Here is a 23,605-nt window from a genome sequence, read left to right on the forward strand (position 1 = left end):
TAGCTTCCTGCCTTATGCGTTCACACAGCCCCCTTTCAGAGGAGCCCTACATGACCCACCGCATCGCAGTGATCCCCGGCGACGGCATCGGCAAGGAGGTGATGCCCGAGGGCGTGCGTGCCCTCCAGGCCGCCGCCGAGCGCTTCGGCATCGCGCTCGAGCTTGCGCCCTTCGATTTCGCCAGCTGCGACTACTACGCCGAACATGGCCAGATGCTGCCCGGCGACTGGTTCGAGATTCTGAAGGAGTTCGACGCCATCTTCTACGGTGCCGTGGGCTGGCCGGAGACCGTACCGGACCATGTCTCGCTCTGGGGCTCGCTGCTGCAGTTCCGGCGCCGCTTCGACCAGTACATCAACCTGCGCCCCTGCCGCCTGCTGCCTGGCATAAAAAGCCCGCTCGCCAACCGCCAGCCGGGTGATATCGACTTCTACGTGGTGCGCGAGAACACCGAGGGGGAGTACTCCAGCGTCGGTGGCAGGATGTTCGAGGGCACCGAGCGCGAGGTGGTGATCCAGGAGACGGTGATGACCCGCCACGGCACCGATCGGGTGCTGAAGTTTGCCTATGAGCTGGCCCAGTCACGGCCACGCAGGAAGCTCACCTCGGCCACCAAGTCCAACGGCATCGCCATCACCATGCCGTGGTGGGACGAGCGGGTGGCCGAGATGGGCAGGCACTACCCCGAGGTCGCCGTGGACCAGTTCCATATCGACATCCTCACCGCCAACTTCGTGATGCACCCCGACTGGTTCGACGTGGTGGTGGCCAGCAACCTGTTCGGCGATATCCTCTCCGACCTGGGCCCGGCCTGCACCGGCACCATCGGTGTGGCCCCCTCTGCCAATATCAATCCCGAGGGCACCTTCCCCAGCCTGTTTGAACCGGTTCACGGCAGCGCCCCGGATATCGCCGGTCGCGGCATCGCCAACCCCATCGGCCAGATCTGGTCCGCGGCGATGATGCTCGAGCACCTCGGTCACCAGGAGGCCAGCGCGGCCATCGTCGCCGCCTTCGAGGCGGTTCTGGCCGAAGGCGACGAGGCGGTGCTGACCCCGGATATCGGCGGCCGGGGCACCACCGAAACCCTGGGACGCGCCATCGCCGAGCAGGTGCTATCCGAATAAACAGAGAGCTCGGGGGTGCACCGACAAGCGAAGGCTTTGTATACTGTATACACTCCCTTTCAAGAGTCTATTATGGCGTTCAAAACTCGCTCCCAATACGTCGCCGACGACTTACGCCGGCGAATCTTGCATGGTGAATTTCCTGGCGGCACCCAGCTACGCCAGGACTCCTTGGCGACTGACTACGATGTCAGCCGCATCCCCGTACGTGAAGCGCTGCTGACACTGGAGTCGGAGGGTCTGGTCGAGTTCTACCCTCACCGTGGCGCCTTCACGACCGAGCTTTCGGTGGCCAAGATTCGCGAACTGTTCGACCTGCGTGTTCTGCTGGAAAGCCACCTGCTGAAGCAGGCCATTCCAAAGATGACGGCGACATCCCTCGAGCGCGCCGCGGCGATTCTGACCGAGTATGATGCCGCTCTTGACAGCGGCAGCCAAATCGACAACTGGAGCGAGTACAACTACGCCTTTCACGAAGCCCTCTATGCGCCGGCTGAGCTACCGGAGACCATCAACCTGGTGGCTCAACTCAACACCAAATGTGATCGTTATATTCGCATGCAGCTGCTTTACACTCGCCAGATCGAGAAGGCCGAGCGCGAACATCATGCGCTACTAACACTATCCCGCGAAGGGTGCTGCGACGAAGCCTGTGAGCTACTCAAGCGGCATATTTTGGAAGCCTGCGAAGGCATCGTGGCTGTGTTGGAGGGGCGTGTGATAACGAAAAAATGCTAGCCGGAAAACCGTGATTAGTACAGAGCAATACATAAAACCGGCCCGTAGGCCGGTTCCTCTACTTCAGAAGCCTACAATTCGTTCAGGCAGCCAAGTTGCCATTGATGGAAACAAAGCGACCAAAAGAAGAGTAACAAGCTGAATGGCGATAAAAGGCAGAACTCCTCGACACATCTGAACATAAGTAATATCTTTTGGAGCAATCGACTTAAGATAGAAGATCGAGGAGGCCATCGGCGGGGTCAGATAGCTGGTTTGTATAGTAACCAAAACTAGAGTAGCGAACCAAACCGGATCAATTCCCATCTGCTTGACTATTGGCGTAAAGATAGGAACACAAATCAACACAATTGAAGTCCAGTCAAGCACGAAACCCAACAGGAACGTCACTCCTAAAAAGAAAAAAATAACGCCCGTCGTTCCACCACCTAACCCTGAAGCAATATTTACCACCATTTCTCCACCACCGTTGACGGCGAAGATTCCGGTAAACATAGTCCCACCTGCAACAATCAATAGTATCATTGCGGTGATTCGCACCGTCAGAGCAAATGAATCAACCATGGAGGAAAAAATGATACCACCATTGGTTATCGCCAGAATTAATGCCCCTGCTACTCCCACTGCTGCTGCCTCAGTAGGAGAGGCTATTCCCCCCAAAAGTGACCCTAGCACTGAGAACATAAGCAGCAGTGGTGGAACAAGCGCCTTGAGCGTAATGGCAACTTTTACTCCCAACGGAATATTATTTTCACTCGGCGAGGCGGCCGGCCCATCCTCGGGCCGCAATAGGCAGCGCCCGACGATATAGAAAGCAAAAAGACCTATCATCAACATACCTGGAAAGATAATAGCCGCAAAAAGCTCGCCGATCGATAGTTGGGCCAGAGCAGCATAGACAACAACGATTACAGTTGGTGGAATGATTGTCCCTAGTGATCCCCCAGCACAAATAGTTCCGGAAATAAGGGAGTTATTATATCGATAAGCACGCATAGCTGGAATGGCCATCAGACCGATCATTATCTCAACGGCCCCTACCACTCCAGAGGCAGCCGCAAAGATCGCAGCCATCGCAATCGTAGTTAGAGCCAACCCACCTGGAAGACGGCCAACCCATAGTTGGATAGCGTCAAACAGGTTCCTAGCAATCCCAGATTTCTCAAGAATGGCCCCCATCAAAACGAAAAGCGGAATAGAAGAGAGCACATAGTTAGAGGCCGCGCTGAATACGCTACCGTATAGCTGCTGGAACACCAAAGGGCCGAAGGCGAACCAGCCAGCTACCACTGAGACAAGAGTCAATGAAAAGGCAATTGGAATTCCCAGGAAGATCAACAAAAAAAGCCCAGGAAACATTAGCGCGGCTACGGTAGCATCCATCATGTTGTCTCCTCAGCACAATCATGGGTGCTTAAAAAGCGCAGCCCCAGAACCAGAACCTGCAAAGCCAGAAGGGAAAGTCCATAAGCGATGATGGCGTAGAATGGCCACATTTTTGGCGCCCAGATACTTACCATCTCCACCTCACCACTCATAAAAGCGTTGCCGGTCTTCTTCCAGCCATGCCAGGCCATAAAAGAAAATACGGGAAATACCATTGCGGCATAGACCACACCATTGATGAGCTGGGAAACACGTGACGGCATAAGACTACTTAACACATCCACTCTTACATGGCCATCTACTCGAGCCGTCCACGCAACACCAAGCATAAAGGCAGCGCCCGTTGCCATATAGGAAATATCAAAAGCCCAAATAGTCGAGGCATCAAAAACATAGCGCGCCACCACTTCATAAAGCATCGCTATGGTCAATACAACTAAAGCCGCCTTACTCAACCACGCTGAGAGGCCAGAGAGCCAATCTATCCACTTAGTAGTCATCATCCTGTCTACCCGTATCGAAAAACGATAACTGAAGGCCCATACCGAGCCTTCCGTTGTGCGCTATTCAGTCAGTGATGAGATAATCCTTCTGGGCATTCCAGCGCTGCTGGTAGGCTCGATACTCCTCAAGGATACTGGCCATCTCAGGAGCACCAGCATCGTTCTCTTCCTCGGCACGCTCCGCTATCCATGCCCGACCATTCTCGGCCAACTCCTCAACGAAGTCTTCATCAAGGCTGATGACCTCATTTCTACCGGACCGGAACTCCTCCATCGCCTGAAGATCTTGATGGTAGAAACTGCTAAGCCCCTCATAAGTTGTAAGTTTAGCGGCAGCTTCGATAAGTGGCTTTAGATCATCGGGTACCTTTTCCCAGGTTTCTTCACGCACAACCACCTCCCACAGAAAGGTCGGCTGATGAACTCCCGGGACGATGATATAACGAGCCGCCTCATGAAAGCCCTCTGGCTGATTGCTAGAAGGTGTTGCCCACTCCACAGCATCGACCCCTTTGCGCTGCAGCAGCGTATAGGTGTCGCCCGGCGGCACAACTGTAGGTACTGCATTATAATAATCTCGCATGACCTCGGCCCAGGGTCCGGAGGTACGATACTTGAGACCGTCGAGATCCTCAGGTCCGTTAATCGGCACGTTAGAGTGAGCAAAGATTTCGGTCGAGCCGATCCCGACAATCAGCGAGTGTAGGCCTTCTCTAGCCCGCAGTTCCTGCAACCGATCCTGCCCACCCCCTTCATAGATCCAATTGATATAGGCTTGGGGACCCATGCCACCGGGGAAACCGGCAAAAATGGCATTAATCGGATCTTGATTTACCAAATAACTGGGCGTGGAGTGCCCAGCCTGTACAGTGCCTTCTTTGACTGCCTCATAGACCTGTAGCGCTGGCACAATAACACCTGCGCCAAAGGGCTTGATGTCGACGCGCCCTTCGGTCATCACTTCGGCATTGTCGGCAAAGCGTTCGAGAAAGTTCTCGAAGAACGGCGAACCATCCGGCACTGATGTGGGCACCCGCCACTCAACGTCGACGGCCAGAACCGGTGAAACAAATAGAGCAGCCGTGGCTGCAGCAGCGAAACGATTGATTGTTTTCATGGTGTTCGACTCTAGTGTACTTATCACATGACGCCCGGCATGAGGACTCATGCACTGGGCGTCACTCGTCCAGAAAAATTAGTTCACATACCAGATAGTCTTGGTCTGGGTGTACTGGTCGAAAGCTTCGAGGCCATTGTCACGGCCACCGAAGCCGGACATCTTGTAGCCACCAAATGGCGTGGTGATGTCTCCTTCGGAGAAACCGTTGACCGAGACGGTGCCGGCGCGGATTCCGCTGGCCATGCGCTGGGCCCGCCGAATGTCGGCGGTATAGACGGAAGCGGCCAGGCCATAGGCGGTATCGTTGGCCAGCGCCAGCGCTTCCTCCTCCGTCTCGAAGGTGGTAACGGCCAGAATCGGGCCAAACACCTCCTCCTTGAACAGGCGCATTGTCGGAGTCACGCCGTCGAAGATAGTCGGCTCGACGAACCAGCCACTGCCGATATCGGGAGTTGTGCCGCCGTAGGCCAGTCGTGCACCCTCCTCGCGCGCGGAGTCAAGAAAGCTGCGTACCTTCTCGAAGTGCACCTGCTCGACCAACGGACCAATCTGGACCGTCGGGTCGGTAGGATTACCTACCTTCCATGCCGCCAGACCAGCAGCCAGCTTATCCAACAGCTGGTCCTTGATACTGGACTCCACAATAAGGCGCGAACCACAACTACAGTTCTCACCCATATTCCAGAAGGCGGCGGAGAGCATATCGTCGATCACGGCATCGAGGTCATGCAGGTCGGCGAATACCACCTGGGGGCTCTTGCCGCCACACTCCAGTACGATTTCCTTGAGGTTGCTACGAGCCGAGTACTCCAGAAACTTGCGCCCTACCTCGGTGGAGCCGGTAAAGGAGACGACATCAACGTCGGGGTGGAGCCCCAGCGGCTGGCCGGTAGTTTCACCGTGCCCGGTGACTACCAGCAGCGCAGACTCCGGTACGCCGGCCGCATGCGCCAGTTGCACCATCCGATAGGCGCTCATGGAGGTCTGCTCAGCGGGCTTGACGATCACCGAGTTACCGGTGGCCAAGGCCGGTCCCACCTTCCAGGCGAACATCTGTGCCGGGAAGTTCCAGGGCAGTACCGCACCGACCACACCGATCGCCTCCTTGACGATCACCCCCAGGGCATCACTGCCGGTAGGCGCCACCTTGCCATACAGCTTGTCCACCGCCTCGGCATACCAGCGCAGTGTGTTGAGTGTCTCCGGGACATCGGTCTCGCGACACTCGGTGATCGGCTTGCCAGCATCGATGCAGTCAAGCGCAGCCAGCTCCTCAGCGTGCGTCTCGAGCAGGGCAACCCAGCGCTGCATTACCTCTCGACGCTCGGCGGGTGAGCGCTGTGACCACTCACCGCTAACAAAACCATGACGTGCAGCCGCAACTGCCTGGTCGATGATATCTTCGCTACCTTCGGCCACGCGGCCGATCACACTACCATCATGGGGTGCCAGGGTAGTGAAGCTGGCGGCTTCGGAATGACTCAGCCCCGGAACCAGGTGGCCGGCCCAGAGCTGGCCCTCACGGGCCTGAGAAAATACCTGCTCGACACTCAGCGGTTGTGTGCTCATTGCTATGCTCCTGGCAGATAAAAATCAGCGACGGTCGGCTGCTGACAGAGTGCCCATAAAGGCCTTTTCATCAGCGGCGGAGATTGGACGCAGCGGCGCGCGAACGGGTCCGACCTCGACTCCGTGACGGCTGCAACCCAGCTTGGCCTTCTGGTTGTAGTCACCACCCTCCATATCCTGGATGGCCGGCAGCATACCTTGCATGAGGTCGCGCACCGCGACCCAGTCCTCGCGCTTGGCAGCTTCGATCATCTGCGCTTGTTCGGCGGGGAAGACGTTAGCTGCCCCGCTGATCCAGGAGCGCACCCCCCAAAACAGGAAATCGGCAGCCTGGTCGTCACAGCCACACACCACCTGGAATCCCTCGTTTTCAAGGCCAATCAGCTGGAGCGCACGACTGAAATCGCCGCTGCTTTCCTTGATACCAATGATCTGCGGCATTCGAGACAGTCGTGCAACGGTTTCAACCTCGATGTTCACCGCAGTGCGATCCGGGAAGTTGTAGAGGATGATCGGTAAAGACGTGGCAGCGATGACTTCCTCGTAATGTGCCACGATCTCATCCTGGCTTGGCAACACATAGGCTGGGGGGGCCAGCATCAGCGCTTGATAGCCCATTGCCTCGGCCTGGCGAGCCCGGGTGACGGCTTCATTGGTCGACAGCGAGTTGATACCGGCAACGGCTAGAGCGTCCTCACCCAGCGTTTCACGCACAGTGGTCAGCACCACTTCGCGCTCGCTCTCACTAAGCGCGTAGTACTCACCGGTAGTGCCACAGGCAACGATCCCGGCCACACCTGCATCAAGGAAGCGGGCCGTCAGCTCGCGCAAAGCCTTCACGTCGACGCTGCCGTCAGCGCCGAAGGGAGTCACGATGGGAACCAGCACACCTTCAAGTTTCATGAACATCATCCTGTTGTTGGTAAAGCTCGCGCCGACACGACGCGAGGAGGGTCAGTAAGGAGCGTTACAGAAAACGCCGAGTTAACAACTTGCTAAAGGGGCCTCAGGTGCGCACTTCGACTGCAGCGCCCCCGGTTTCTTCTCGCGTATCGGTGGTGCGCCAGATGGCGATATTGGCGTAGCCGTAGAATACGGTGATCAGCAGAACCAGCATGTGGTACCAGAGGAATGGCAGGTAACCGAGGGTGGAGACCCCCAGAGTAGTGGCCATGAACACACCACCATCGGTCCAGGGAACCATGGGGGTGGTAATCGTGCCACCAGCCTCGGTATTGCGCGAAAGTACTCGACGATCGATGCCTTGCTGATCGTAGTTCTTTTCGGTAATTGTGCTGGCAGTGATCAATGATACATAGGCGGCACCACCGAAGAAGTTACCGAAGAACCCACCCAACATGGTCGACACCGTTAGACGGCCGGGATTGTTGGCCCAACGCAAGAAGCCATTGCTGATTGCCTGGAGAACTCCGATACGCTCCATAAGACCACCCAGGCCCAGGGCAAAAAGAATCAAGGCAATAACGCCTAACATCGACTCTATGCCACCGCGGTTTAGCAGGGTATTGAGGAAGTCCACATCCGAGGTCATGGCATTGCCGACGTAGGCAGTACGCATTGCATCCAACGGGGCGACTCCCTGAGCAAGCCATGCGCAGATAATGCCTAGTACCGCACCAAAGGTGATCACAGGAATAGCTGGATAGCGGCGAATCAGCATACCAATGACAATCACCGCCGGCGTCAGCAGCCATCCATTGATGATGAAGTGACTATCCAAAGCTCGCATGGCTACGTCGGCCCGCTGGGTATCAACGCTGTCACCGATGTAGAAGAAGCCGACCACCAGGAATAGCAGTGAGGCGATCAGAGCAGCCGGAGCGCTGACTAGGCCCATGGAGCGAATATGATCCACCAGGCTCACGCGACACAGCGAGGCGGTCATAACGGTGGTATCAGACAGCGGTGACATCTTGTCGCCCACATAGGCACCGGAGATAACCGCCCCGGCCACCAGCGGCAGCGGAATGCCGAAGCTGTGACCAATGCCCATCATCGCTACCCCCGCGGTGCCCGCGGTACCAAACGAGGTCCCGGTTGAAAGCGACGTGACGGCACATATGATGAAAGCCGCAAACAGGAAGATCTGCGGGTTCATCACCGACAGTCCGTAATAGATGATGCTCGGCACGATGCCACCGGCGATCCAGGTACCTATCAACGCCCCCACCGTAGTCAGCACCAGTACCGCTTCCATACCATTATGGATGCCATCGATCAGACCGCGCTGCATGGCTTCGTAGGAATACTTCAGCTTTACCCCCAGCGCCATCACCAGGAACCAGGAGGTAAACAGAGCCAACTGAATCGGCAGGCTGAATACATTGATATACAGGAACATGATGGCGATGAAGCCGATCATGACCGCGCCGACTTCTCCCATGCTGGGCAGGCGGCACTTAGGATCTTGCTCACTCATGCTGCACTCCATTTGTTGTTGTCACGCTTCTGTTTAGGGGCACCCTGGTGCCCCGGAACAATCGCCGACCGTAGCCGGCGAAACTTCAGGCAAAGCGCCCCAGCCGGTAGGGGGCCAGAGACGGCAACGCCGTATCCCTCACAGCTCTGGAAACAGAGTCCGTGAATGCTGAATCTGCAAGTGCGGAGGATGTAGGTGAAGCAAACGATTCATCGGCGACAAAACTGGCCACCAGCCGTGCCGTAATTGCAGCCTGGGTCAACCCAAGATGGTGGTGACCAAACGCCAACAAGACTCGCCCCTCGGGGCCAGCTCGGTCGATCACCGGCAACGAGTCCGGAAGCGACGGTCGGAACCCCATCCAAGGTGTGGCGTCGGTATCGCTCAGAGGCTGTTCAAATAGCCCCTGAGCCAACTCCAGTAAGCGTCGCGCGCGCTGCATGCGGGCAGGCCGCTCCAGGCCGGCGAACTCCACCGTTCCCGCCAGGCGCAGCCCTTCATCCATAGGGGTCATGATGAAGCGCCGTTCCAAAGAGGTGACCGCCAGCGGCAGTCGCTCCGTTTCCCGCGGCAGCATCAAGTGGTAACCGCGTTCGGTGTCCAGCGGTACAGAGGTGCCAGTCAACGCCGAAACTAATGGGGCCGAGTAAGCACCACCCGACACCAGCACTCGGGGCACAGTCAGTGCACCCCGACTGGTTTCCAGTCGTACCCCATCGGCCTGAGCCTCTCCGCTGCTCACCTCGGCCCGAGCGAAACGAGCACCGGCCGATTCCGCAGCCGCCATCAGGGCCTGCACCAGCCGGTGTGGGTCGGTCACATGCCCAGTATCAGGAAAGAACAGCCCGCCTTTTACAGCCTCTGTCAAGCTGGGCGCCCGACGACGCACCTCTTCGCGTGAAAGCGGTTCAACGGGTACGCCCTGCCCCTGCATCCGTGCCGCTACCGCAGCCAATTCACCCGTCGTTTCGCTGCGTTCATGAACCAGCAGAGACCCTTCATCACGCAGCAGTGCGCTTTGACCAATGGAGCTCAGCAGCTCCCGCCAAGCCGGCAAGCTCGCCGCGTTAAGCGCCTGAAGTCCTGCCGTGCTGTGTTGATAAGGTGCAGGGCGAAGATTCCATAACAGGCGGACTAGCCAAGGTGCGCTCTTCGGCAGATAGCGCCAGTCCAGACGTAGGGGCCCTCTTGGGTCAATCAGCATGCCTGGAATGCGCTTCAACAATGAGGCATCAGCAATGGGAAACACCTGTTCGGTGGCCATGTGGCCGGCGTTGCCGTAGGAGGCCCCCATGCCGGGCTCATCGCGGTCCAGGACCAGTACCTTGAGCCCACGCCGGGAGAGCTCGAGGGCACATGCCGCACCAATGACGCCGGCACCGACTATGAGGATATCGGCTTCTGAGTCTCCGGAGCAGAAACGAGTATCGGAAGACGTTTTCGAATGCTGGCTTTGTGACATTGTTTTATGCCGCTTTGAGGTGACAGTGTTTATATTGTATAAAATATATAATCTGTAATGGCAAGCACCTTCCACTAAGGTCAAACCCTTGCCGATGACACGACATGCCCTCTACCGAGGGGGGTTAAGCGGCAAGAAAGACAACGAACAGCTAACAAGAGGACAACGCATGAAACGCATCCAGGTGATCGATTCCCACACCGGAGGGGAGCCCACGAGGCTCGTGATTAGCGGATTTCCCAATCTGGGTGAGGGCAGCCTGCAGCAACGCCTAGCGCAGCTCCGGGAGGAGCACGACCACTGGCGAGCCGCCTGCATGCTGGAGCCGCGTGGGCATGACGTGTTAGTTGGTGCACTTCTCTGCGCCCCAGAAAACCCTGAGGCCACCTGCGGCGTGATCTTCTTCAACAACAGTGGGTATCTGGGTATGTGCGGTCACGGCACCATCGGGCTGGTAGCTTCCCTCGCACACCTGGGCAAACTGTCCGTAGGACACCACCTGATCGAGACACCGGTAGGAAACATCGCAGCCACGCTCCATGAGGATGGGGAAATTTCAGTGCGCAACGTACCAGCCTACCGCTACCGCCATGACGTACCACTCGACGTGCCTGGCTACGGGCGAGTGCATGGCGATATCGCCTGGGGCGGCAACTGGTTCTTCCTGGTCAGCGACCACAACCAAAGCATCGAGCTTGATAACGTCGAAGCTCTGACCGCCTATAGCTGGGCTATCCGCCAGGAACTTATTGCCCAAGACATCACGGGGGAAAATGGCGGAGACATCGACCACATCGAGCTTTTTGCTGACGACCCGACTCACGACAGCCGCAACTTCGTGCTCTGCCCCGGCAAGGCCTACGACCGCTCACCCTGCGGCACAGGAACCAGCGCCAAGCTGGCCTGCCTGGCCGCCGACGGCAAGCTTGATCCAGGCCAGACCTGGCACCAGGCCAGCATCACCGGCAGCGTCTTCGAAGCCAGCTATGAGTGGGAAGGTGAGCGCATTCGGCCGACGCTACGGGGGCGCGCGCATATCAGCGCAGAAGCCACACTGATCATCGATGAGGATGATCCCTTCGCCTGGGGCATTACCGGCTGATCACCTTGGCTCTCTTTGACAGGAGACAGCCACCACCAGAAAGCGGTGGCTGTCGGCTCCACACTGAATAAGATCAAGCCAACCGCCAGCACCCGGCCAGGATACGCACCCTGCCCGCCGCCAGGTTGTCGCGCAGATTGCGCCCCATGATCAGGAAGCGCTCGCCGAAGATCGCCACGGGCCCTGGCAGGGCCGGCCCGGCGGGCGGCTCGCCCGATTCCCGCCGGCTGTGCTTCTGCCGCCATGCCAGGGCGGCCTCGGTGACATCCTCCAGCGCCTCGAGCCTGAATCCCGCCGCGGCCAGGCGAGCCTCCAGGGTCTCGCGTGACTGCAGATGACTCTCCTCCGGCGTGCTGGCCCAAGGCACCGGCAGCGCCAGGGGCTCCGGATTGTCACCGGCCACCACCTCGTGTAGCAGCACCCGCCCACCGGGGACCAGCAGGCGCCGCCACTCCGCCAGCACGCCCGCCACGTCGGGCATGTTCATCAGCGCGTGTTGACACCATGCGGTCTCGAAGGTCGCATCGGGCAGCGGCATGCGGGCCGCATCCGCACACAGGAAACGAGTCTTGTCGCCGAGCCCGGTTGCCGCGCTCAGCCAGCTGGCCACGTCGACAAAGGCCGCGGTGATGTCCACGCCGAGCACCTCGCAGCCAAACTCATCGGCCAGCAGACGACTGGCACCGCCGGTGCCACAGCCCACATCCAGCACCCGGCACCCCGGCTGCCACTCGCCGAGGGCCGCCAGCGAGCGGCTGGCTCCGCGTCCGCCCAGATGCAGCTGGTCGATGCCGGCGATCTCGTCCAGGGTGAGCCGGTCCGGATCACGTCCGGCGGCTCGATAGGCCTCCCGCAGCCGGCATGTCAGGCTTCCCTCCCCTCGCTCGGCGAGGGCATCATAGTGGGCATTGAGACGACGGCTGTGTTCCTGCATGGCGCTTCTCCCGGGAATCGGTAGCCTGGCAATCGGCAGTCGCCCAGTCTAGATCGCCTCTCTGCTACCGCCCATGCGGCAAAGGTCACAGCCATCGCCTGACTCACTACAGGAGTTTCCATGCCCCACTCTTCCCTGCTGCCCACCCTGGGTGTTGCCCTGCTGCTGGCCGGCTGTACCGGCCTCCCCAAGGGCACCGAACCGGTCACCGACTTCGAACTCGACCGCTACCTGGGCCAGTGGTACGAGATCGCTCGCCTCGACCACTCCTTCGAACGCGGCATGGAGTGCGTCACGGCGGACTATTCGCTGCGCGATGACGGCGGCGTGCGCGTGCTGAATCGAGGCGTCAGGCTCGATGATGGCGAGGTCGAACTGGCCGAGGGGCGGGCCTACTTCATCGGTGACGAGGACGTGGGCCGGCTCAAGGTCAGCTTCTTCGGCCCCTTCTATGGCGGCTATAATGTGCTCGCCCTCGACGACGACTACCGCTGGTCGCTGGTTGCCGGTCCCGACCGGGACTACCTGTGGATACTGGCCCGCACCCCGAGCCTGGACGAGGCCACTCGTCAGGCGCTGGTGGCCGAGGCGAGGGGACTGGACTTTCCGGTGGAAGAGCTGATCTGGGTCGAACAGGGCCGGGTCTGCGATACCTGGCGCAAGGAGGCATGACACCATGCTCGAGACATGGCTCAAGCAGAGCATCGACGAAGCCGACTTTCCGACACACGGCGAGCTGTGCGGTGGGCAGTTCCGCCGCCTCGGCCACGGGTTGCTGGAGCTGCTGCCCGACTCCCCCGCCCCATCCGCTCATGCCTGTGTCATCTCGGCAGGGATTCATGGCAACGAGACGGCCCCCATGGAGCTGCTGGACGACCTGCTGAAACGCCTGGCGGCCGGCAAGCTGAGGCTCGGAGCGCCGCTGCTGGTCATTCTCGGCAGCCCGCCGGCGACCCGCGAGCAAACCCGCTACATCAACACCAACCTCAACCGGCTGTTTCGCCGCGACCTCGGCGAGCAGGGCATGGAGCCGGAGCGTGCGCGCGAACTGATGGCGGCGGTCGATGCCTTCTACACCCGCCATGCGGACCGGCCGCGCCTGCACTACGACCTGCACACCGCCATCCGGGGAAGCCGCTACCCTCGTTTCGTGGTCAATCCCTGGAGCGAAACCACCGCCGTGGCGCCCGAGCAGTGGCGGTGGCTGGCCGGGGCGGATATCCAGGCGGTGCTTCACCAGCACTGCCACAGCTGGACCTTCTCCCACTACAGCAAGCACTACCACGACGCCCAGGCCTTTACCCTGGAACTTGGCCATGCCCTGCCCTTCGGCCACAATGACCTGACCCCGCTGGCGCCCATGGCGCGCCTGCTGCAGGCCCTGCTGGAGGATCACGAACCGAACGCGGCGCCGCCGGAGCGGATGGTGTTCTACCGGGTCGAGCAGGAGCTGATCCGCCATAGTGAAGCGTTCCGGCTGGCCTTTGCCGATGACACCCCGAACTTCACCGAATTTGCCCCGGGCACCCTGCTCGCCGAGGATGCCAGCCAGGGCGAGACCCGCGTCGGCACGAGCCCGCTATCGGTCGTCTTCCCCAACGCCGCGGTGGAAGTCGGTGCCCGTGCCGCCCTGCTGGCCACACCGACGCCCCCGCCCGAGTGATGCCTGGGCCCATGCCGGGCCATCGGGTGGCCGGAAAGTCTTATAACAACGATAAACAGAGGGTAGAATCTTGCCCCTTTGCCAACCCATCACCGCCCCGTGCCAAGGTCGGCAGAGTACATCCTGCCGATACGCCGTGCGACACGCCTGAACGGAGCCCGCCCCATGGCCGAAACCCCGATCCCTTTGGAAGTGCGCAATATCACCAAGCGCTTCGGCGATACCGACGTCCTCAAGGGGCTCTCGCTCGAGGCCCGCAAGGGCGATGTCATCACCCTGATCGGCGCCTCGGGCTCCGGCAAGAGCACCTTCCTGCGCTGCATGAACCTGCTCGAACAGCCCGACGAGGGCGAGCTGATCGTCCATGGCGAGGCGATCCGCTTCAAGGAGACGAAGCACGGCCGCGAGCCGGCCGACTGGCAGCAGGTGGTGAACATGCGCGCCAAGCTCTCCATGGTGTTCCAGAACTTCAACCTCTGGGCCCATATGACCCTGCTCGAAAACATCATCGAGGCGCCGGTGCATGTGCTCGGCAAGCCCAGGAAGGAGGCCATCGCTCAGGCCCACGCCCTGCTCGAGCGGGTGGGCCTGAGCGAACGCGCCAACGCCTATCCGGCCCAGATGTCCGGTGGCCAGCAGCAGCGCGGTGCCATCGCCCGGGCGCTGGCCATGGACCCCGAGGTGATGCTGTTCGACGAGCCCACCTCGGCCCTGGACCCCGAACTGGTGGGGGATGTGCTCAAGGTCATGCGCGGCCTCGCCGACGAGGGGCGCACCATGATCCTGGTGACCCACGAGATGGCCTTCGCTCGGGACGTCTCCAGCGAGGTGATCTACCTGCATCAGGGCGTGATCGAGGAGTCCGGTCCGCCCGAGGCGGTATTCGACAACCCCCGCTCGGAACGCCTGAAACAATTCCTGGCCCCCAAGCACTGAGCCGGCCCACGAGGTAAGCCCCATGATCAATCTTCACGGCTATGGCCCGCGACTGCTGGAGGGCGCGCTGATCACCGTCGAGCTGGCGGTGCTGTCGCTGCTCCTGGCCATCGTGCTGGGCCTGCTCACCGCCAGCGCCAAGATGTCGCGCAGCCGGGCGGCCCACGCCATCGGCACTCTCTATACCACCATCATCCGCGGCGTGCCCGACCTGGTGCTGATGATGCTGCTGTTCTTCGGCGGCCAGATCGGCATCAACGCGATCACCGACCAGCTCTATGCGCACTTCGGCTGGGATATCTTCATCAACGTCAACGAGTTCGTGGCGGGGGTGATCACCATCGGCCTGATCTTCGGCGCCTACATGGGCGAAACCTTCCGCGGTGCCTTCCTGGCGGTGGAGAGCGGCCAGATCGAGGCCGGCCGCGCCTACGGCATGGGGCCCTGGCTGGTGTTCCGGCGCATCCGTTTCCCGCAGATGATGCGTCACGCCATTCCCGGGCTCTCCAACAACTGGATGGTACTGCTCAAGACCACCGCCCTGGTCTCGGTGATCGGGCTCTCCGACATGGTGCGCGTGGCCGCCGAGGCCTCCAAGGCGACCCGCGAGCCCTTCACCTTCATGATCATCGTCGCGGCGGTCTACCTGCTGATCGCCAGCGTCTCCGAGTGGGGCTTCGCCCGCCTGCAGAAGCGCTATGATGTCGGCTTCGGGGAGGTCAAGTGATGGACGCCCTGATGAGTCGACTCGAGGCCCTGCTGGCCGACAACAGCATCTTCACCCTGCAGACCCTCGGCTACTACGGCGAGGGGCTGGTGACCACCGTGCAGCTGGTGTTCCTGTCGCTGGTGATCGGCCTGGTACTGGCCGTTCCCCTGGCCATCGGCCGCGGTTCACGGCATCGCTGGATCAGCCTTCCGATCTTTCTCTACTGCTACGTGTTCCGCGGCACCCCCCTGCTGGTACAGCTTTATCTCATCTACTATGGGGTGGTGTTCGTCGAGGGCATCCAGGATACCTGGCTATGGGTGCTGCTCGAGAAGCCCTTCGTGCCGGCGCTGGTCGCCTTCACCCTCAACACCGCGGCCTACACCACCGAGATCTTCCGTGGCGCCATCAAGGCCACCCCCCGCGGCGAGATCGAGGCGGCACGCGCCTATGGCATGACCCAGCGCCTCATGCTGCGCCGGATCGTGCTGCCCAGCGCCTTCCGCCGCGCGCTGCCTGCCTACGGCAACGAGGTGATCTTCATGCTCCACGCCAGCGCCATCGCCAGCGTGGTTACCATCATGGACCTGACCGGGGCGGCGCGTTTCGTCTATGCACGCTTCTATGCCCCCTTCAACGCCTTCCTGTTCGTGGCGGCCATCTATCTCTGCCTGACCTTCGCCATCCTCTACCTGTTCCGCTATCTGGAGAAGCGTCTGCTGGCTCACCTCAAGCCCGCCGGCGGTTGAGATTGCGTCAAACGATCGTTGGGAGCTGGCGTTTACCTCCACGCCGGCTCCCCTTTCGACCCCCTGTCGGATCCGCTAAGGTTGGCCTGTCATCACCCCCAAGGTGATTCCATCAACAATGACAGGACCCACCCATGAAGCTACACAAGATTCTGAGCCTCGGCGCCTTCGGTGCCGCCCTGGTGGCAGGCGCCGCCAGTGCCGAGGTGCGTGACCTCCGCATCGCCGTCGACGTCCCCTACGAGCCCATGGAGTACCGTACCCCGGATGGCGAACTCACCGGCTTCGATATCGATCTGGGCAACGCCCTGTGTGCCGAGATCGGTATCGACTGCGAATGGGTCGTGCAGGGATGGGACGGCATCATCCCCGGCCTGATGGCGCGCAAGTACGACGCCATCATGTCGTCGATGACCATCAACGAGCAGCGTCGCGAGCAGGTGCTGTTCTCCGACCCCTACATCACCCCGCCCTCGGCCTGGTTCGCCCCTGGCGACATGCAGATCGGCACCCCCTCCAAGGAGACCCTCGAGGGTCTGACCATCGGCGTGCAGCGTGGCACCCTGCAGGACAACTACGCCACCGACATGTATGGCGACGTGGCCGACGTGAAACGCTACGCCACCGCCGACGACATGGTGCTGGACATGGACTCCGGCCGCCTCGACGCGGTCTTCCTCGACTTCCCGATCGGCAAGTCCACCCTGCTCGACAGCGACGCGGGTGACTACAAGGTGGTCGGCGAGATGATCACCGAGCCCAGGGAATACTTCGGTGAGGGCTTCGGCATCGCCTTCCGCAAGCGTGACCAGGAGCTGGCCGAGACCTTCAACGAGGCCCTGGCCGAACTGAAGGCGAATGGCACCTACGACGAGATCCACGCCAAGTACTTCGGCGAGTGATTGATGTTCTGCCCCGGCACCCCCGGGGCAGTCCACGCCCCATCCTTCGACTGCGCCCCATCTCCCTGCCCAACGCACGCCCATGGTGTAAGTAACTCGGCCATCGGCTCGAGCCTCACGCCCCTCCTGATCACCAACTGCCCTAGCATCCTGCCAGGTAACGGAGGCTTGCACTGAAAAGCTCGCATCATCTCGATATAATGAAAGGCTAAAACCTCCATTCCCGGAGATTTTTCTCCTCCCTACTTCGCGAGAATTTCATGCATCAGTCGAAGCTACTGCTGGCCGCCGTCCTTGGCGTCGGCCTGGCCACCTCATCCGTCCAGGCCGACGATCCCCTTCGCCTGGCCGTGGACGTGCCCTACGAGCCCTTCGAGTACAAGCTGCCCGACGGCACCCTGACCGGCTTCGAGGTCGACTTGGGCAACGCCGTCTGCGACTACCTGGAGCGGCAGTGCACCTGGGTCGAACAGCCCTGGGACGGCATGATCCCGGCCCTGCAGGCGCGCAAGTTCGATGCCATCATGTCCTCGATGGCGATCACCGAGGAGCGCGCTCGCCAAGTGCTGTTCTCGGAGCCCTACTACACCACCCCCAGCGCCTGGATCACCGCCAAGGGCGAGAACATCGACATCGCGGATCGCGAGAGCCTCGAGGGCCTGACCGTGGGGGTCCAGCGTGCCACCCTGCAGGACAACTACGTCACCGACCTCTACGGCGACGTCCTGGAAGTGCGCCGCTACGGCAGCGCCGACGACGTTATCGCCGATATGCGCACCGGTCGCCTGGACCTCACCTTCATGGACTATCCGATCGCCGAAGCGATGATCGATATCGACACCGCCGAGAGCGATTTCCAGCGCATCAGCGACTTCATCAAGGAGCCGCAGCGGTACTTCGGCCAGGGCGTCGGCGTGGCCTTTCGCAAGCGAGATCGCGAACTCGCCGAGCAGTTCAACGAGGCGCTCCAGGCCCTGAAGAGCAATGGCACCTATGACGAGATCATGGCCAACTACTTCAGCTACGACGTCAAGCTGTAAGAAGCGGCCCGGCCTTCCCTGGACGCCGGCAACCGCCGGCGTCTTCATTTCGAGAGGATCGATAATGCTGACCCTACTCAAGAACGCCACCCTGCATGCCCCCGAGCCGCGGGGCCTTTGCCACCTGCTGATCAGCGATGGACGCATCGCCGCCATCGCCCCGGCGGACGACGGCTCAGCGCTGCCCGCTCAGGGCCCGGCGGTGACGGTCAAGGACCTGGAAGGCCGTCGCGTCATTCCCGGGCTGGTCGACCCCCTGGTGCACTTCATCGGCGGCGGCGGCGAGGGCGGCTTCGGCACCCGCACCCCTGAGCTCAACCTGGAGGAGGCTTTGGCCTCCGGGGTCACCACCCTGGTCGGCGCCCTGGGCACCGATGCGCTGACCCGCACTCCCGCCAGCCTGCTGGGCAAGGCCCGAGAGCTGGCCGCCGGCGGGCTGACCACTTACTGCTACACGGGATCCTATCAGTTGCCGCCGGTGACCCTGACCGGCTCGGTGGCCGGGGACATCACCTTCATTCCCGAATTCATCGGGCTGGGGGAGGTCGCCATCAGCGACCACCGAGGCTCCCAGCCGAGCCGCGAGGAGCTCACCCGGCTCGCCGCCGAGACCCGCACCGCCGGCATGCTGGCCGGCAAGAGCGGCATCGTCTTCATCCATACCGGCGACGCCGAGGGTGGCCTCGAACCGCTGCGCGAAGTGGCCCGCCACAGCGCTCTGCCGCTGGCGCAGTTTCTTCCCACCCACGTCAACCGCACCGCCGCACTGTTCGAGGACGGCCTGCGATTCGCCCGCGAAGGCGGCCGCATCGACTTCACCACCAGCACCACTCCCGAACTGCTGGCCGATGGAGAGGTCCCCGCCGCCCGCGCCGTGGCCCAGGCCCTGGCAGCCCGGATCGAGCCTTCGCGGATCACTCTCTCGTCGGACGCCAACGCCTCGCTGCCGCGCTTCGATGCCGATGGCCGCTTCATCGGGCTCCGGCCCGGCCGGCTGGGCAGCCTGTTCGACACCCTGGCAGTGTGTGTCGAGCAGCACGGGGTGTCGCTCGAAAAAGCCATCGGCGCGGCCAGTACCCACGCCGCGGATGCCCTGGGCCTGACCCGCAAAGGGCGGCTGCAAGTGGGACAGGATGCAGATCTGCTGGTGCTGGCCGATGGCGCATGGGCGATCGACGAGGTCTGGGCCATGGGGCAGCGAGTGTATCTCGCCTGAGACGATGCTCAGTGGCCCTCGGCGGGCAGGCGCGTCAGCGGCGCGCCGGCTCGGCGCCTGCCGGGCGCACCTCGACGAGGAACACCTTGAACGCCTGCCACAGCGGGCTGCGATAACGCTCTGGGTGCCATACCAGGGAAAAGGTCCGACGCAGGTCCAGTCCGCTGTCCAGCGGGACGAGCTCGCCGCGGGCGAGCTCGCCGGCCACGCTCAGTCGTGACAGGCACCCCAGCCCCAGGCCGGCCAGCACCGCCTGCTTGATCGCCTCATGCTGCCCAAGCTCCATGCGTACCCGGGGCAACACCCCGCGATCGCGCATCGCCTGCTCGAAGACCTCTCGCGTCCCGGAGCCCGGTTCCCGCAGGATCCATGCCGCCTCGGCGAGGGCGGCATCATTCAGCCGCGCCTGCCCTGCCAGTCGGTGAGAGGGGGCACAGACCACCACCAGGCGGTCTTCACACCAGGACTCGCTCTCCAGCCTCGGCTCCCGGCACTCGCCCTCGATCAGGCCGAGGTCCGCCTCCAGGCGCAATACATCGCTGATCACCTCGTGGGTATTGCGCAGCCGCAGGCGCAGGTCCGTCCCCGGGTGGGCCTCGCTGAAGCGCCCGACCAGCCCCGGCAGCAGGTAGGTGCCCACGGTGGCACTGGCCGCCACGTCGAGCACGCCATGCAGTTCACCTTCGGGCTCGGTGGCCGCCGCCACGAAGGCCTCGACACCGTCGAGCAGCTGCTCGGCCCGGGGCAGCAGCTGGCGCCCCAGGTCATTGAGCCGCAAGCGCCGGCCATGGCGTTCGAACAGCGCCACACCCAGCTGGCGCTCCAGCTCCGAGAGGGCCTGGCTGGTCGCCGACTGTGACAGGCACAGCTCTCGGGCGGCGGCGCTGACCGAGCCGAGACGCGCCACCGTGGCGAAGACCTGAAGCTGGCGAAAGCTCACCATGGATGTCATATCGGTTTTTCCGAAAAGCCAGTTCGTTATTAACTGATAACCTGATGTGTTATTAGGGCATAACATACGCCACATGGACAGCACACGAGAGAGTAACGACATGTGGCAAGGCTTGCTGGTCTGCATAACCCTGACGATAGCCGGCTTCGGCCTGACGCGGCTCCCTCCGCTGGCCGATACCGGGATAAGCCCCCTGGTGGTGGCACTGCTGCTGGGCATCGTGGCTGGTAACCTGCCCCTGGCCCGGCGGCTTACCGCCACCGGCCCGGGGTTGAAGTTCGCCACTCGCTGGCTGTTGCGCGGCGGCATCGTGCTGTTCGGTCTCTCCCTGACCCTGCAGCAGATCATGGCACTCGGGCCAAGGGTCCTGCTGCTCGACGCCCTGGTGATCATCAGCGTGCTCACCGCGGGCTACCTGATCGGCACCCGGGTGCTCGGCATGGATCGCGAGACCACCCTGCTGACCAGCGCCGGAAGCGCCATCTGTGGCGCCGCGGCGGTACTCGCTACCGAATCGACCATTCGCTCGCGCCCCGCTGCCACCTCCATGGCCGTGGCCACGGTGGTGCTGTTCGGTTCCCTGGCGATGCTGGTCTACCCGCTGCTCTACCCGCTGCTGGGCATGGATGAGGGGCTATTCGGTGTCTATATCGGTGCCACCGTGCACGAGGTCGCCCAGGTGGTCGCCGCCGGCGAGGCGGTGGGCCCCGATGCTCTGGCCAATGCGGTGATCGTCAAGCTGGTGCGGGTGATGCTGCTGGTGCCATTCCTGCTGATCGTCGGACAGTGGTGGCTGCGCCACCAGCCCGCCGAGGCCGGCGCAGGAAAGGCCAGCCTGGTGATCCCCTGGTTCGCGTTCGGCTTCCTGGCCATGGTGGTGTTCAACAGCCTGGTCACCCTGCCTGCCCCACTGCACGCTGGGTTGGTCATGGCCGGCCAGCTGGCGCTGACCATGGCCATGGCGGCACTGGGCTACGAAACGCGGGTAGAGAAACTCAAGGCCTTGGGTATCAAGCCCTTTATCCTGGCCCTGACACTGTTCGTGCTGTTGCTCGGGGGTGGCCTGCTGGCCAGTACCCTGCTGATGGGCTGAGCCCCTCCCCTGCTACCGGTTCATGGAGCGTCCAGGACATACAATGCAGACAGGCCACCCCAACCGGGGCGGCCTGTCTGATTGAGACTCTGACACGGCCGGGGCGGGCCTGCCGGCCTACTCGAAGCTGAAGCTCGGCGCGGGTGCCTCAGGGAGCAGCGCGGCACAGGCGCGAACCCGCTCCAGCAGCGCCTCGTGAGTCGGCGCGAGCAGATTGACATGGGCCAGCTTGCGGCCGGCGCGCTCGCTCTTGTCGTAGCGGTGCAGATGGGCGTCCGCAAGCGCCAGGATGGCGGACGGGTCGCCTTCCTGGCCGATCACGTTGACCATGCAGGTGGGCATGCGTGCGGCGGTATCCCCCAGCGGCAGCCCCTGAATCGCACGCAGATGGTTCTCGAACTGGCTGGTCACCGCACCATCCTGTGTCCAGTGACCGGAGTTGTGCACTCGAGGCGCCATCTCGTTGGCCAGCAGGCTGCCGTCGGCACACTGGAACAGCTCCAGGGTCAGCACGCCCACATAGTCGAGCTCATCGAGCAGCGCCCGAATATAGCCATCGGCGGTCTGCTGCAGGCTGTCGGCCAGGTCCGGCAAGGGAGCGATGGAGTAGCGCAGGATGCCATCCACGTGCTGGTTCTCGGCCATGGGGTAGAAGACCACCTCGCCATCGCGACCACGCACCGCGATGATCGACACCTCACGCACGAAGTCGACGAAGGCCTCCACGATCAACCGCGGATGGGCGATGGCACGCCACGCCTCGGCCGCCTCGGCGGGATCTCGCAACACCGCCTGCCCCTTGCCGTCGTAGCCCTCGGTGATCGACTTGGCCACCACCGGCGTGCCCAGTTCTCGGGCCGCCGCCTCCAGCTCGTCGGCACTCTCCACCAGGCGGTAGGCCGGGGTGGGAATGCTCAGGCGATCGAACAGCGCCTTCTCCTCGGCGCGGTTCTGGCAGACGCGAATCGCTTCGCTGGAGGGGTAGACCGGTTTCACCTCCTCGATCTCCTGCACCAGCGACACCGGCAGATGCTCGAACTCGTAGGTGACCAGATCCACCTTCTCGAGGAAGGCCGCCAGGTGCCTGCGGTCGGTATCTACCATCACATCGCCGATACCGGCACTGGGATGCCCGGTGGTATCGAGAAAGGTGAAACGGTTGGCCAGCGGGTAGCCGGCCAGGGCCAGCATGCGGCCGAGCTGACCGGCACCCAGAACACCGATGTTCATGATGATCTCCTCATTGTCTCTCTATCAGGCTATCAGGGCTGGATATTCAGGGCTCGGTCCGTGAATCAGGCCGGGGGTCAGGATTGTCGAGCACCGTCTGCGTCTGCTCGGCGCGAAACGCCTCCACGGCGGCGCGCACCCTGTCATCCTGAAGCCCCACGATCTGCGCCGCCAGCAGTCCCGCATTGGTGGCACCCGCCTTGCCGATGGCCAGGGTACCCACGGCGATGCCACCGGGCATCTGCACGATGGAGAGCAGTGAGTCCAGCCCCTTGAGCGACTTGGACTCCACCGGCACCCCCAGCACGGGCAGCGCGGTCTGGGAGGCCACCATGCCCGGCAGATGGGCGGCGCCGCCGGCGCCGGCGACGATCACCTCGAGGCCGCGCTCGGCCGCCGACTTCGCATAATCGAACAGCAGGTCCGGGGTACGGTGGGCCGAGACGACTCGGGTCTCGTAGGCCACTCCCAGACGCTCGAGCATCTCGACGGCATGTTCCATTATCGGCCAGTCAGATTTCGACCCCATGATCACGCCGACCTTCGGCGTCTGTGTAGCGGACTGCATGGCCTGCTCCTCGGAACTTCCCCTAGAGGAAAAGAGTGAATAAAAGGAAAGCCGGCCATTTTAGCGATACAGGCCTTTCCAGTCATCTTGACCGGTCAGTCATCCTAATCCCCGGATAGCAGTGATAGAACCGTTCGACCACTGGGATCGGGTGGTCGATCTCCCG

23 protein-coding genes are annotated in these 23,605 nt (G+C 62.0%); 12 read left to right on the top strand and 11 right to left on the bottom strand.

Features of this window, described 5'->3' with window-relative positions; translation table 11 throughout:
- The first annotated feature begins 50 nt into the window (after positions 1–50).
- A complete protein-coding gene (locus E0702_RS12810) occupies positions 51–1,127 on the top strand; it encodes a tartrate dehydrogenase (protein WP_132044443.1) in 1,077 nt (358 codons plus the stop codon).
- Positions 1,128–1,199: 72 nt separating this feature from the next.
- Positions 1,200–1,865 (top strand): GntR family transcriptional regulator, encoded by a 666-nt coding sequence (locus E0702_RS12815; RefSeq protein ID WP_132044445.1) that lies wholly within the window; start codon positions 1,200–1,202, stop codon positions 1,863–1,865.
- Positions 1,866–1,928: 63 nt separating this feature from the next.
- Here E0702_RS12815 and E0702_RS12820 read toward each other — a convergent pair whose 3' ends face one another.
- From E0702_RS12820 to E0702_RS12850, 7 genes are all read right to left on the bottom strand, one after another.
- On the bottom strand, positions 1,929–3,251 hold the full coding sequence (locus tag E0702_RS12820; RefSeq protein ID WP_240721742.1) for a TRAP transporter large permease: 1,323 nt from the start codon (positions 3,249–3,251) through the stop codon (positions 1,929–1,931).
- Positions 3,248–3,754, bottom strand: a complete 507-nt coding sequence (locus tag E0702_RS12825) for a TRAP transporter small permease subunit (RefSeq protein WP_240721743.1) — start codon at positions 3,752–3,754, stop codon at positions 3,248–3,250. The genes E0702_RS12820 and E0702_RS12825 overlap by 4 nt, the downstream gene beginning before the upstream one ends.
- A 64-nt stretch (positions 3,755–3,818) precedes the next feature.
- Positions 3,819–4,871, bottom strand: coding sequence for a TRAP transporter substrate-binding protein DctP (dctP, locus tag E0702_RS12830; RefSeq protein WP_132044447.1), 1,053 nt, complete (start codon positions 4,869–4,871; stop codon positions 3,819–3,821).
- Between the two features lie 78 nt (positions 4,872–4,949).
- Complete coding sequence (locus tag E0702_RS12835; RefSeq protein ID WP_132044449.1) at positions 4,950–6,443, bottom strand: aldehyde dehydrogenase; 1,494 nt, start codon at positions 6,441–6,443, stop codon at positions 4,950–4,952.
- A gap of 24 nt (positions 6,444–6,467) precedes the next feature.
- On the bottom strand, positions 6,468–7,346 hold the full coding sequence (locus E0702_RS12840; protein ID WP_132044451.1) for a dihydrodipicolinate synthase family protein: 879 nt from the start codon (positions 7,344–7,346) through the stop codon (positions 6,468–6,470).
- 103 nt (positions 7,347–7,449) lie between these two features.
- Entirely contained in the window at positions 7,450–8,883 is a 1,434-nt protein-coding gene (nhaC, locus tag E0702_RS12845; protein ID WP_132044453.1) for a Na+/H+ antiporter NhaC, read from the bottom strand.
- Positions 8,884–8,968: 85 nt separating this feature from the next.
- Entirely contained in the window at positions 8,969–10,345 is a 1,377-nt protein-coding gene (locus E0702_RS12850) for an NAD(P)/FAD-dependent oxidoreductase (protein ID WP_132044495.1), read from the bottom strand.
- Positions 10,346–10,514: 169 nt separating this feature from the next.
- On the opposite strand from E0702_RS12850, the gene E0702_RS12855 reads away from it, so the two are divergent.
- A complete protein-coding gene (locus E0702_RS12855) occupies positions 10,515–11,447 on the top strand; it encodes a 4-hydroxyproline epimerase (RefSeq protein WP_132044455.1) in 933 nt (310 codons plus the stop codon).
- A gap of 73 nt (positions 11,448–11,520) precedes the next feature.
- On the opposite strand, the gene E0702_RS12860 is transcribed toward E0702_RS12855, so the two are convergent.
- Positions 11,521–12,381 (bottom strand): class I SAM-dependent methyltransferase, encoded by an 861-nt coding sequence (locus E0702_RS12860; protein ID WP_132044457.1) that lies wholly within the window; start codon positions 12,379–12,381, stop codon positions 11,521–11,523.
- A gap of 120 nt (positions 12,382–12,501) precedes the next feature.
- Here E0702_RS12860 and E0702_RS12865 point away from each other — a divergent pair, with 120 nt between their 5' ends.
- The 8 genes from E0702_RS12865 to iadA all read left to right on the top strand — a co-directional run bounded on the left by E0702_RS12865 (position 12,502) and on the right by iadA (position 19,596).
- The gene (locus E0702_RS12865; RefSeq protein WP_132044459.1) at positions 12,502–13,053 is read left to right on the top strand and encodes a lipocalin family protein; all 552 of its coding nucleotides are present in this window, start codon (positions 12,502–12,504) and stop codon (positions 13,051–13,053) included.
- Positions 13,054–13,057: 4 nt separating this feature from the next.
- Positions 13,058–14,044, top strand: a complete 987-nt coding sequence (locus E0702_RS12870) for a succinylglutamate desuccinylase (RefSeq protein ID WP_132044461.1) — start codon at positions 13,058–13,060, stop codon at positions 14,042–14,044.
- Between the two features lie 165 nt (positions 14,045–14,209).
- Positions 14,210–14,980, top strand: coding sequence for an ABC transporter ATP-binding protein (locus E0702_RS12875; RefSeq protein ID WP_132044463.1), 771 nt, complete (start codon positions 14,210–14,212; stop codon positions 14,978–14,980).
- Between the two features lie 22 nt (positions 14,981–15,002).
- A complete protein-coding gene (locus tag E0702_RS12880) occupies positions 15,003–15,707 on the top strand; it encodes an ABC transporter permease (protein WP_132044465.1) in 705 nt (234 codons plus the stop codon).
- Positions 15,707–16,438, top strand: coding sequence for an ABC transporter permease (locus E0702_RS12885; RefSeq protein WP_132044467.1), 732 nt, complete (start codon positions 15,707–15,709; stop codon positions 16,436–16,438). The genes E0702_RS12880 and E0702_RS12885 overlap by 1 nt, the downstream gene beginning before the upstream one ends.
- 134 nt (positions 16,439–16,572) lie before the next feature.
- Entirely contained in the window at positions 16,573–17,340 is a 768-nt protein-coding gene (locus E0702_RS12890) for an ABC transporter substrate-binding protein (RefSeq protein WP_132044469.1), read from the top strand.
- A gap of 260 nt (positions 17,341–17,600) precedes the next feature.
- Entirely contained in the window at positions 17,601–18,380 is a 780-nt protein-coding gene (locus E0702_RS12895) for a transporter substrate-binding domain-containing protein (protein WP_132044471.1), read from the top strand.
- A gap of 64 nt (positions 18,381–18,444) precedes the next feature.
- Positions 18,445–19,596: a beta-aspartyl-peptidase gene (gene iadA, locus E0702_RS12900; protein WP_132044473.1), complete on the top strand. Its 1,152-nt coding sequence runs from the start codon at positions 18,445–18,447 to the stop codon at positions 19,594–19,596.
- 34 nt (positions 19,597–19,630) lie between these two features.
- Here iadA and E0702_RS12905 read toward each other — a convergent pair whose 3' ends face one another.
- On the bottom strand, positions 19,631–20,548 hold the full coding sequence (locus E0702_RS12905; RefSeq protein WP_132044475.1) for a LysR family transcriptional regulator: 918 nt from the start codon (positions 20,546–20,548) through the stop codon (positions 19,631–19,633).
- A 100-nt stretch (positions 20,549–20,648) separates the two neighbouring features.
- Between E0702_RS12905 and E0702_RS12910 the strand changes: the two genes are divergently transcribed.
- The gene (locus E0702_RS12910) at positions 20,649–21,641 is read left to right on the top strand and encodes a YeiH family protein (RefSeq protein ID WP_132044477.1); all 993 of its coding nucleotides are present in this window, start codon (positions 20,649–20,651) and stop codon (positions 21,639–21,641) included.
- Between the two features lie 117 nt (positions 21,642–21,758).
- Here the strand turns inward: E0702_RS12910 and E0702_RS12915 are convergent, their stop codons facing one another.
- Together E0702_RS12915 and purE are read right to left on the bottom strand one after the other, a co-directional pair.
- Entirely contained in the window at positions 21,759–22,871 is a 1,113-nt protein-coding gene (locus tag E0702_RS12915; RefSeq protein WP_132044479.1) for a 5-(carboxyamino)imidazole ribonucleotide synthase, read from the bottom strand.
- A gap of 46 nt (positions 22,872–22,917) precedes the next feature.
- Positions 22,918–23,439, bottom strand: coding sequence for a 5-(carboxyamino)imidazole ribonucleotide mutase (gene purE, locus E0702_RS12920; protein WP_132044481.1), 522 nt, complete (start codon positions 23,437–23,439; stop codon positions 22,918–22,920).
- Between the last annotated feature and the right edge of the window lie 166 nt (positions 23,440–23,605).

The sequence above is a fragment of the Halomonas marinisediminis genome, from assembly GCF_004347715.1.
GTDB lineage: Bacteria > Pseudomonadota > Gammaproteobacteria > Pseudomonadales > Halomonadaceae > Halomonas > Halomonas icarae.

Bases quoted from the DNA above. Each gene is read 5' to 3' on its own strand.
- E0702_RS12910 (WP_132044477.1), top strand. From the start codon at position 20,649: ATGTGGCAAGGCTTGCTGGTCTGCATAACCCTGACGATAGCCGGCTTC.
- purE (WP_132044481.1), bottom strand. From the start codon at position 23,439: ATGCAGTCCGCTACACAGACGCCGAAGGTCGGCGTGATCATGGGGTCG.
- E0702_RS12880 (WP_132044465.1), top strand. From the start codon at position 15,003: ATGATCAATCTTCACGGCTATGGCCCGCGACTGCTGGAGGGCGCGCTG.
- dctP (WP_132044447.1), bottom strand. From the start codon at position 4,871: ATGAAAACAATCAATCGTTTCGCTGCTGCAGCCACGGCTGCTCTATTT.
- E0702_RS12810 (WP_132044443.1), top strand. From the start codon at position 51: ATGACCCACCGCATCGCAGTGATCCCCGGCGACGGCATCGGCAAGGAG.
- E0702_RS12820 (WP_240721742.1), bottom strand. From the start codon at position 3,251: ATGATGGATGCTACCGTAGCCGCGCTAATGTTTCCTGGGCTTTTTTTG.
- nhaC (WP_132044453.1), bottom strand. From the start codon at position 8,883: ATGAGTGAGCAAGATCCTAAGTGCCGCCTGCCCAGCATGGGAGAAGTC.
- E0702_RS12840 (WP_132044451.1), bottom strand. From the start codon at position 7,346: ATGAAACTTGAAGGTGTGCTGGTTCCCATCGTGACTCCCTTCGGCGCT.
- E0702_RS12825 (WP_240721743.1), bottom strand. From the start codon at position 3,754: ATGATGACTACTAAGTGGATAGATTGGCTCTCTGGCCTCTCAGCGTGG.
- E0702_RS12835 (WP_132044449.1), bottom strand. From the start codon at position 6,443: ATGAGCACACAACCGCTGAGTGTCGAGCAGGTATTTTCTCAGGCCCGT.
- E0702_RS12885 (WP_132044467.1), top strand. From the start codon at position 15,707: ATGGACGCCCTGATGAGTCGACTCGAGGCCCTGCTGGCCGACAACAGC.
- E0702_RS12895 (WP_132044471.1), top strand. From the start codon at position 17,601: ATGCATCAGTCGAAGCTACTGCTGGCCGCCGTCCTTGGCGTCGGCCTG.
- E0702_RS12905 (WP_132044475.1), bottom strand. From the start codon at position 20,548: ATGACATCCATGGTGAGCTTTCGCCAGCTTCAGGTCTTCGCCACGGTG.
- iadA (WP_132044473.1), top strand. From the start codon at position 18,445: ATGCTGACCCTACTCAAGAACGCCACCCTGCATGCCCCCGAGCCGCGG.
- E0702_RS12915 (WP_132044479.1), bottom strand. From the start codon at position 22,871: ATGAACATCGGTGTTCTGGGTGCCGGTCAGCTCGGCCGCATGCTGGCC.
- E0702_RS12850 (WP_132044495.1), bottom strand. From the start codon at position 10,345: ATGTCACAAAGCCAGCATTCGAAAACGTCTTCCGATACTCGTTTCTGC.
- E0702_RS12815 (WP_132044445.1), top strand. From the start codon at position 1,200: ATGGCGTTCAAAACTCGCTCCCAATACGTCGCCGACGACTTACGCCGG.
- E0702_RS12870 (WP_132044461.1), top strand. From the start codon at position 13,058: ATGCTCGAGACATGGCTCAAGCAGAGCATCGACGAAGCCGACTTTCCG.
- E0702_RS12865 (WP_132044459.1), top strand. From the start codon at position 12,502: ATGCCCCACTCTTCCCTGCTGCCCACCCTGGGTGTTGCCCTGCTGCTG.
- E0702_RS12860 (WP_132044457.1), bottom strand. From the start codon at position 12,381: ATGCAGGAACACAGCCGTCGTCTCAATGCCCACTATGATGCCCTCGCC.
- E0702_RS12875 (WP_132044463.1), top strand. From the start codon at position 14,210: ATGGCCGAAACCCCGATCCCTTTGGAAGTGCGCAATATCACCAAGCGC.
- E0702_RS12855 (WP_132044455.1), top strand. From the start codon at position 10,515: ATGAAACGCATCCAGGTGATCGATTCCCACACCGGAGGGGAGCCCACG.
- E0702_RS12890 (WP_132044469.1), top strand. From the start codon at position 16,573: ATGAAGCTACACAAGATTCTGAGCCTCGGCGCCTTCGGTGCCGCCCTG.